This window comes from Alishewanella sp. HH-ZS (assembly GCF_001704375.1).
GTDB classification, from domain to species: domain Bacteria; phylum Pseudomonadota; class Gammaproteobacteria; order Enterobacterales; family Alteromonadaceae; genus Alishewanella; species Alishewanella aestuarii.
In genome coordinates, this window is sequence record NZ_LZEJ01000014.1 from 70634 (window position 1) to 79916 (window position 9283).

Annotated in this window: 7 protein-coding genes; 2 read left to right on the forward strand and 5 right to left on the reverse strand. The window is 50.1% G+C overall.

Annotation, left to right across the window (positions count from 1 at the left end):
- Positions 1-41: 41 nt before the first annotated feature.
- Both A9165_RS07665 and A9165_RS07670 read right to left on the reverse strand, forming a co-directional pair.
- Positions 42-1244: a homoserine O-acetyltransferase gene (locus A9165_RS07665; RefSeq protein WP_065955458.1), complete on the reverse strand. Its 1203-nt coding sequence runs from the start codon at positions 1242-1244 to the stop codon at positions 42-44.
- An 11-nt stretch (positions 1245-1255) separates the two neighbouring features.
- Positions 1256-2557, reverse strand: a complete 1302-nt coding sequence (locus A9165_RS07670) for a GntP family permease (protein WP_065955459.1) — start codon at positions 2555-2557, stop codon at positions 1256-1258.
- A 186-nt stretch (positions 2558-2743) separates the two neighbouring features.
- Here A9165_RS07670 and A9165_RS07675 point away from each other — a divergent pair, with 186 nt between their 5' ends.
- Both A9165_RS07675 and A9165_RS07680 read left to right on the forward strand, forming a co-directional pair.
- Positions 2744-4990, forward strand: coding sequence for a TonB-dependent receptor (locus tag A9165_RS07675; RefSeq protein WP_065955460.1), 2247 nt, complete (start codon positions 2744-2746; stop codon positions 4988-4990).
- Between the two features lie 64 nt (positions 4991-5054).
- Positions 5055-5705, forward strand: a complete 651-nt coding sequence (locus A9165_RS07680; protein ID WP_065955461.1) for a response regulator transcription factor — start codon at positions 5055-5057, stop codon at positions 5703-5705.
- A 79-nt stretch (positions 5706-5784) separates the two neighbouring features.
- Here the strand turns inward: A9165_RS07680 and A9165_RS07685 are convergent, their stop codons facing one another.
- The 3 genes from A9165_RS07685 to A9165_RS07695 form a co-directional block, all read right to left on the reverse strand.
- Positions 5785-7869, reverse strand: coding sequence for a peptidase domain-containing ABC transporter (locus A9165_RS07685; RefSeq protein WP_065955462.1), 2085 nt, complete (start codon positions 7867-7869; stop codon positions 5785-5787).
- Positions 7844-8743, reverse strand: coding sequence for a hypothetical protein (locus A9165_RS07690; RefSeq protein WP_065955463.1), 900 nt, complete (start codon positions 8741-8743; stop codon positions 7844-7846). The genes A9165_RS07685 and A9165_RS07690 overlap by 26 nt, the downstream gene beginning before the upstream one ends.
- A 270-nt stretch (positions 8744-9013) precedes the next feature.
- Positions 9014-9283, reverse strand: a 270-nt coding sequence (locus A9165_RS07695) for a transposase (protein WP_176714601.1), incomplete at its 5' end; no start/stop codon positions are given.

Below are 9283 nucleotides of genomic sequence, written 5' to 3' on the forward strand. Positions count from 1 at the left end.
CAGGAAGAACTGATTAACTGATACCGCAGTTTGGTGCTGGCTTAATCCTTTAAAAAGTCTGCGATCTGCGCTGCCACCGCACTGATATTGACCACCCCATCCAGATGCCCCCAGTCACCGGGAATTTCTGCCAGGGTCACCTGTGCTGGCGGCATGGCCGCTGCACTTTGGACTGACATCTTCGGCAGTAGCAGTTGATCACCGCTCGCCGGCAAAAATAAGGTTTTCGCCTTGACCTGCTGTAACGCCTGTTGCCAGTTATCGCCCATACCGGCGCGCCAAAGCTGCGAGGCACGGATCAGATACAGGATATGGTTGGCGTCCTGCAATTTACTGCGCTCAGCGGCCTGAGCCAGTAATTGCTGCCAGGCAGAAAAGGGCGCTCGGATATCCTGCCGCGGCGCCTGATCCTGCAGCGGATCGGTAAAGCGCTGATTAAAGGCCGTTGGATAAAGGGCGTCCTGAGTGATATAGGCCACGGCCGTGCTCAGGCCCTGCACAGGTTGGCCATAGGCATAATAGTCGCCATCCCGCCAGGCTGGATCCTGTTTAATCGGATAGGCCCAACGCTCCAACCGCACTGCAGCCCAGGCGTCCATATAGGCCGTGCCAATCACCGGGATCAAGCGCTGCACCCGCTGTGGATAACGTACCGCCCACTCAATGGCCTGAAACGAGCCCATAGAGGCGCCAATCACCGCATGCAGTTGCTGAATACCCAGGCTATCCAGCAGCTGGCGTTGTACCTCGACAAAGTCGGTGATGGTCACCACCGGAAAGCTGAGCCCCCAGGGCTTGCCTGTTGCCGGATTGATGGTCGCCGGGCCTGTGGTAATTACCTTGGGATCAAACACATTCGCATTAACCAGGGTATCGACACTGATCACATAAAACTTATTGGTATCAATGGCTTTACCTGGACCAATAATGGCATCCCAGTAGCCGGCTACGGCATCATCCGGCTGGTATTTACCGGCGGCGTGCGAGGTGCCGGAAAAGAAATGGGTGATCAAAATGGCATTGGACTTGTCGGCATTAAGTTTGCCATAGGCTTCCCAGCCAACCCGTACCGGAGCAATCTGCTGCCCGGATTGGGTGGTAAAACTGGCAATTTCAAAGGCTTGCTTTTCCACCAGCAAGGATTCGGCCCGGCTGCAACTACTCAGCAGCAGTAAGCCAAGCAGTAAACTCACCTTGAGCAGTGGTAGCCGCAGTTGCACAAGTAGTTGCAGAAGCAGTAGCATCTTAAACTCCGTTAAAACCATTGAAATAACAGGATGGCCAGCACCACACCCAGTAATGGCATCAGCACACTGACTACCGCTACCGGCCAATAGGCGTTCTGGTGTGTTTCGCCACAAATTGCGCGGATGGTGGTGACCACATAGCCATTATGTGGCAGTGAGTCGAGCGCACCGGATGAAATGGCGACCACCCGGTGCAGTTGCTCGGCATCCACGCCACGTTCCAGATAGGTTGGCGCAATTTCCGGCAAGGCGATAGCCTGACCGCCAGATGCCGATCCGGTTAAACCAGCAATAGCACTTACCGCCACTGCGGCGCCAATCAGTTCCGGGCCGGGTAAGTGTGTCATAAAATGGACCACCTCGCCAAAGGCGGGAGTCAGTCGCGCCACACCGCCAAAACCGACTACAGCAGCAGTGTTACCTATGGCCAGCAAGGCACCCAGTACGCCTTCATTGGTGGCGGCGGCCGGGTTGTGCAGAAAGCGGAAATTCAGCAGATATAAACTTACCACACCACCAGCCAGCGCAATAATCAGCGCAGCTTGCTGCAGGCTGTCGTGCAACAGGAAGGATGTAACCAGTACCACCAGCAGCGGGATTAAGCCGGTTAACCAATGCGGCAGGGCTTTATCGCTAAGTTCCGGATCTGTGGCGCGGGCAATAAAGTGCTCGCCGCGGGCTTGTGCGCCTTTGATCATCCACATTAGCGCGGCGTAACCGCCAATGGCCATAAAGGCGGCGACGACTAAACTGACTTCCCAGCCGGCATAAGGGGTGGTACCCAGATAAGGAATGGGGATCCAGTTTTGGATCTCGGGTGAGCCGGCAGAGGTCATGGTAAAGGTGACAGAGCCGAGCGCCAGTGTTGCCGGAATAAAGCGCCGCGGTAAGTTAGCGCCTTTAAACAGGCTTACGGCCATCGGGTAAGCGGAAAACGCCACCACAAATAAGCTGACGCCACCATAGGTTAACACCGCACAAGCCAGTACGATAGCCAGCACAGCCCGCTTATGCCCCAGTCGTTTCACAATCGCCAGTGCCACAGCATCGGCAGCGCCGGTATGCTCCATTAGCTTGCCGAACAGCGAGCCGAGCAGAAACATCAGAAACCAGTTGGCGACAAAACCGGAAAAACCGTTCATATAGCCGTGCACAAAATCAATCTTATCGGCTACCTGCCAGAACGGAATACCATTGGTCAGCGCCACCAGCAGGGCACAGAGCGGGGCCGTGATAAAGAGGTTAAAGCCGCGCATGGTCAGGACAATCAGCAGCCCCAGACCAAGCAGTAAACCGAGCAAACTTAACATCGGATAATCCTTGTTCTTGTTTTTTTCTAGTCTGATACAGTCTGCCCATGTCAGCCATAGTACTAAGGTACAGGTTAATATTTCTGCAATCGCGGCTACTCTAGACATATAACAACGCCGGAGTACCCAGGTAATCCGGTAACAAAAAGCAGACAGCACAACATCGACACAACAGGAGGGCCGGTTATGGCCAACAACAATAAGATTAACTATCGCGCCACTTATCCCCGTAATCTGAAGCCGAGCCTGCTGGCACTGGCTATTAGCAGCTGTCTGGCCATGCCAGCCCTGGCACAGGAAACCACCAGCAGCGATGATGAGGCGGTTAAGCTGGAGCGTATTGAAGTCACCGCCCGCCGCACTGTAGAAAATCTGCAAACGGTACCGGTAGCAGTAACCTCGTTAGGCGAAGAGCAGCTGGCACAGCGTGGTATCGATAATATTACTTCGGTACAACAGTACTCACCGAATACCACCTTGCAGGTATCGCGCGGCACCAACAGCACCCTGACCGCCTATATCCGCGGTATTGGTCAGCAGGACCCGCTGTGGGGCTTTGAGCCCGGCGTCGGTATCTATATCGATGATGTGTATCTGGCACGGCCGCAAGGTGCGGCGTTGGATGTGTATGATGTTGAACGTGTTGAAGTATTGCGTGGACCCCAAGGTACCCTCTATGGCCGCAATACCATCGGTGGAGCGGTAAAATATGTGACCAAGGAATTGTCGGGCGACACCCAATTTGCGGTACGTGGCACCCTGGGTAGCTACAAACAAAATGATCTTAAAGTATCCGGTCAAACCGGCCTGACTGACACCGTCTTTGTCGGCGCTGCGCTGGCCATGTATAACCGTGATGGCTTTGGCCGGTTCCTGAACACCGGCGATCATAACTACAATAAAGATCTGATGTCTGGCCGGGTCAGCTTACAATGGAACGCGGCGGACAATTTCAAAGTGCGGTTAGCGGCCGATAAAACCGTTGACGAATCCAACCCACGTGGCGGCTTCCGGTTATTCCCCAGTGTGCGGGCACCGAACGATGTGCGGCCAACCAAGGTTTATGATGCCAATATCAGTATGCCGGTAGAAAACAAGGTTGAAACTGAAGGCCAATCTTTAACGCTAAGCTGGGATGTTAACGATAACTGGACCGTGAAGTCTATCACGGCCCGCCGTGAGGGTGTCACGGATACCAATATCGACTTTGACTCTACTTCGGTACCGACGCTGGATATTCCGGCTTTCTATGAAGATAAACAAACTTCACAAGAGCTACAGTTCCTGTACAACAGTGACCGTTTAAAAGTCGCCAGCGGTATTTATTATTACTCCGGCGAAGCTTGCGGTGCCTTTGGTCAGGTAGTTTATGGCCTGTCTACTACTGAGAACGGCGGCTGTGTCGATACTGAAAGCCGTGCTTTCTACTCCCAGGGCAGTTATCGGTTAGATGATAAATGGTCGGTGACACTGGGTGGCCGTTACACCAAGGATGACAAAGACGCTAATGTTTACCGTTATGTTTACAGCGGTTATAAATTCCCACGCCGGCCGGGCGGTACACGTATCGGTGTACAAACCGATTTTGCTGACAGCGCCAGCTTTAGTCATTTCTCACCTCGCTTAGGGGTAGAATACCAGCACAGTAACGATATGATGCTGTACGGTAGCTATACCAATGGCTTTAAGTCAGGTGGTTTTGATATGCGGGCCAACCAGGCAGTTAACCCGGATGCCAATAAGCCTTATACCGAAGAAACCGTTGATACCTATGAACTGGGGATGAAGAGCGAGTGGCTGAACCAACGTCTGCGCTTAAATGCCGCGGTCTTTATGTCTAAATATGACGATATGCAGGTTACAGTGCAACGCTCTGTTGAGCTGTCACCGGGTAATATCACGGTGGCGTCTCAGGTGCTGAATGCGGCCAATGCGGATATCAATGGTGCTGAGCTGGAAGCCACCTTTGCCGCGACCCGTGAGTTTAACTTAAGCCTGATTGTTGGTTATGTTGATGCCAAGTTTAACGAAGTCGAGTTCTTCGACCCGACCCAGCAACGGGTAGTGGATGTATCTAACCTGTGGTCCTTTGCTAATACTCCGAAAGTCACGGCGACCCTGGCGGGTACTTACAGCGTCGCGCTAAGCTCGGGTGAGCTGGTATTTACCGGTAATCTGGCGCATCGTGGTAAAACCCAGATCTTTGAAATCCCCTCGTTACTGGACTACGGCAGTTATACCTTGTTCAATGCCGGCGTGACCTGGTACTCCAACGACGGGCACTGGGATCTGTCGCTGCAGGGCAAAAACCTGGGTAATAAAGAGGCGCGGATTGCCGGTTATAACTTTGCCGGTGCGGCACTGGATAACTCGGTACTGGGTTTCTATATTGACCCCAGAACCTTTAGCTTCAGTGTAGGTTACCGCTTCTAAGCGAAAACACTTGCCGGGGCGTCAGCCCCGGTTCATTATTGGGTAAAAACCCCAAAGTGACCTTATGATTGCCATTATTGCTGATGACCACCCGCTATTCCGGGTGGCACTATCTCAGGCCTGCGCGGCCATACTGGGCAGTGATGCCACCTTACTGCAGGCGCAAACCATGCAGCAGATCTGGCCGTTACTGCGCCAACATCCTGATACCCATTTAATTTTTCTGGATCTGAAAATGCCGGGTTCTGACGGCTTTACCGGCTTAACTGCGCTGCGCACCGAATATCCGGATGTGCCGGTGGTAATGGTATCAGCCGAAGAAGATCCAGTGATTATTAAGCAAGCTCTGACACTGGGGGCGGGCGCCTATATTCCAAAATCGGCACCACTGGAATTGCTGTCCGAAGCCATTAATGCGGTATTAAATGGTGATAGCTGGTTGCCGGCTGAATTGTCTGAAGATGTAAAAAATGCCCGGCCGCTGATTGATCAGGATTTTGCCCAGCGTCTGGAGCAACTTACACCCCAGCAGTTCCGGGTACTGAAAATGATTGCTGATGGCTTGCTCAATAAGCAAATTGCCTATGAGATGCAGGTGCAGGAAACCACCATCAAGCAGCATGTGTCGGCGATTTTACGCAAGTTGAATGTAAATAACCGCACCCTGGCCGGAATACTATTTGATAAGCTGCGCTTGCCGGAGCAAGGAAGTTAGCCAAGTCACCAGGCCAACCAAGTCGCCTGGTCAGCGCAACGTTAAGGCGGACGAGCGGATAGGTTGGCGATAGCTGCCGCTATGATGATTTCTGACACTGCGCGCGGTAGCTCTGACTGATATCAATCAGTTGCCCTTGTTGTAACAGTAAAATCCGTTCTGCACTTAAGATAGTTTCCGGGCGATGGGCAATAATAATCCGGGTCATCTTTAGCTGCTGCACTGCCTTATTAACATAGTGTTCCAGCTGCACATCCAAATGGCTGGTCGCTTCATCTAAAAACAGGATCTTCGGTTGCCGGTATAGGGCGCGGGCCAGCAGTAAGCGCTGCTTTTGACCGCCGGATAAGGAACTGCCCATATCACCGACCAGGCTGTTATAGCCCATTGGCATCGCCAGAATATCCTGATGGATACCGGCCAGCTGCGCGGCTGTATAAATCTGCTCCAACGAGGCTTCCGGGTCAAAAAAGCTAATATTTTCTGCTAAGGTGCCCGACAGCAGCTGATCATCCTGCATCACCGCAGCGACCTGGCTGCGGTAGTTACGTAAACCCAGCTGTTTAATATCAACACCATCAACCTCAATTTTACCGCTTTCTGCGCTAAGCAAACCCAGTAACAGTTTCAGCAGCGTGGTTTTGCCACAGCCAGAGGGGCCAATAATGGCAATATTTTCACCGGCGTTAACTTCCAGAGTTAAGCCATTAAATAGCAGCGGCTCATTGCTGGCATAACGAAAACTGAGATCCTTTACGCTAAGATTGCCGCTAAGTTGCCGCGATGGTTGTGAGCTCCCTTCCTGTTCTCGTTCCGTCAGCGCGATATCCGCCAGCCGGTCTAAGTGTAGCCGGGTCATTTTGACTTCTATCAGCTTATCGATAAGCGCCGCCGAGCGGTTGGTAAATTGGGTTTTATAGGCCAGGAATGCAAATAACATCCCGACACTCAGATCTCCGGCGATAACGGCCAGTGCCGCAAGATAGACCACCATCACGTTTTCCAGCCCAAACAGTAGTTGATTGCTGCTTTGCCAGCCAAGTTGCCACTTACCAAGTTTGTATTGCTGATTAATAGCTGTGGTATAGCGGTTTTGCCATAAATTAAGGCGCTGAGTTTGTTGGCCAAATAGCTTAATACTTTGCATCGCCCGCACCGACTCGATAAAGTTGGTCTGCTCTTTGGCTCCCGCAATAATGCTGGCTTCGGTAAGCTGATAGAGCGGGCGATACAGCAAGAAACGCATTGCGGCATACAGGGCCACGGCGATAACAACAACCAAGGCAAGCTTTGGACTGTATAAATACATCATCAGCAGTACGGCTATTGCCATCAGGCCGTCAATTAAGCCTTCCACCAGACTATTGGTAAATAACTCCCTTACCGCATTAAGCGAACCGAAGCGCGAGACAACATCACCCATGTGGCGCTTATCGAAATAGCTAAGCGGCATATTAAGTAAGTGACGCATCAGATTGGTCGCCATCTGTACACTCAAGGTCGAGCTCAGATGCAGCACTACCCAGCCGCGCAAGGTTTGGGTGATCACCTGGATCAGCACCAGTAAACTAAAGCCCAACGCCAATACGACTAACAGCGGTTGGTCATGGCTGATTAACACTTCATCGACGACCAGCTGGGTGTAATAGGGCGAGGCCAATAAGAACAGTTGCAGTAGTAAGGAGAGTAAAAAGAGCTTAAACAAGGACAACCAGAGTCCCTGAGCTTTACTCCAAAATGCGGTAAGACCGAGCCTGACCCGTTCATCGACTGTTTTAAACTCAGTGGTGGGGGTGAGTTCCAAAGCAATGCCGGTAAAGGCCTTATCCACTTCTTTAAATGGCAGCCGCCGCTCACCCTGCGCTGGATCTAAAATGGTAATGGCGCCACGGTGTACTTTTTTTAACACTACAAAGTGATTCATCTCCCAATGCAATACGCAGGGAGTTTTTAGTTTGCCTAAATCTTCCAGCTCCAGCTTTAACGCCCGCCCCGCCAGCCCCAGCTGATTTCCCAGCAGCATCAGCTGTTGTAGATTGGCGCCTTTAAAGGACACACTATAGCGATTACGTAGAGTGGTTAGATCCAGCTGATGGCCATGATAGTTGGCGACCATCGCCATACAGGCTAAACCACATTCAGCGGCTTCGGATTGGTAGATCATTTGTACTGGTGTTTATAGTCAAGGCACCATCGTGAGAACAGCGCTCGCCGAATTTTTTGCGATCATTTTCGTAGTTGAAATGTTCCTCTGACACTGAAATGCAGCTTAGTGCTATAGCCGAGTTTAATTTATTAAAGTTGTTGCAATAGCCAATTTCTCCGTAGTCTTTTGGCGCTTGAACATTAGCTACACCAAATTTCAGCATATGCTTTACAGGCATAGTGAAATTTCCATAATTTTTAGGTTCTTGGCCAACTCGAGCTATATAGTCATTTACACCAATGAGCTGATAAAAATCATATTCCCGTTGTCGTCTAGCTTCCCACTCCTGTTGCATTTCAGGGGTTTTCTGCTCAGCAATCTCTTCATCATCCATTGGAAAACCATTAAGAGAAGACACTGTTCTGCCACATAAATCGAATTCTCGAAAATCTTTTTGTTGCGTGTTCCCGTGCCAAATAACAGCGGCACCATCTCGTATGGTCTTGTTGACTGCAGCGGTAAATAGATAGTTTGCGCAACTGGAAATGCAACGATCAAATACTTCAATATCAAGATTGTATTTGTAAATAAGATGGCCAATGCTAATTCCAGCATCAATATCGCCGCCATTTGAATTGATAATGATTCGCTTAATATTGCCCTCTGCAAGATATTTTGAAACCTTTTCATATAATGATTTGGTGATGTCCCCTTTAATTATTATTGCATTGCCTTCTCGATCTATCGAGTAGCTTGGGGTATATTCTTTCTCGGCTTTTTTTATTAAAGCAATGCCACCCTCACCAAATTTTTCAATAAATTCCTCCATTGAAACGTATTCAGTAATGCCTGATAAAACAATAATAAGATTTATTGTGTATATTTTAAGCATGTAAGCTACCTGCAATTTATTATACAGAGTAGCCCTTTGATTAAACAAAGGGCTTGTGCATTTACAGCTGTGTCAAGGTTTTTTTACCTCAGTGCATACTTCTATTGATGCGGTAACACAACGTGTTCCTCTACGATTGCAAATTGTCGTCGAGGTTTTTGTGCAAGTAGAAGTAGAAGTGCTACCGCCGCTAACATGTTGGATTTGTTCATATGTCAGCTCATGTATAGTATTTTCTTGTTGCATTCTATTTCTCCTGAATAACTGATCCTAATTGTGATACACCTGCTTTAGTCCATGCTTGCCGCTCGGAAACGGTGCGGCAGTGTCCATAAAGTAGTGAACCTGCTCCAGTAAATCATCCATGTTTTTGCACTGATGATTCCGGGTTATCGTCTCGTGCAGTGCATGCCACAGTTTTTCAATTTTGTTATGCCATGGGCTATAAACCGGCAAGAACAGTAACTTGAACTTTGGGTTGTCACTCGGCCACTTCTGCGTTTTTTTGCTCTTGTAGATGATGTAATTATCCACGATTAA

Bases quoted from the DNA above. Each gene is read 5' to 3' on its own strand.
- A9165_RS07665 (WP_065955458.1), bottom strand. From the start codon at position 1,244: ATGCTACTGCTTCTGCAACTACTTGTGCAACTGCGGCTACCACTGCTC.
- A9165_RS07670 (WP_065955459.1), bottom strand. From the start codon at position 2,557: ATGTTAAGTTTGCTCGGTTTACTGCTTGGTCTGGGGCTGCTGATTGTC.
- A9165_RS07675 (WP_065955460.1), top strand. From the start codon at position 2,744: ATGGCCAACAACAATAAGATTAACTATCGCGCCACTTATCCCCGTAAT.
- A9165_RS07680 (WP_065955461.1), top strand. From the start codon at position 5,055: ATGATTGCCATTATTGCTGATGACCACCCGCTATTCCGGGTGGCACTA.
- A9165_RS07685 (WP_065955462.1), bottom strand. From the start codon at position 7,869: ATGATCTACCAATCCGAAGCCGCTGAATGTGGTTTAGCCTGTATGGCG.
- A9165_RS07690 (WP_065955463.1), bottom strand. From the start codon at position 8,743: ATGCTTAAAATATACACAATAAATCTTATTATTGTTTTATCAGGCATT.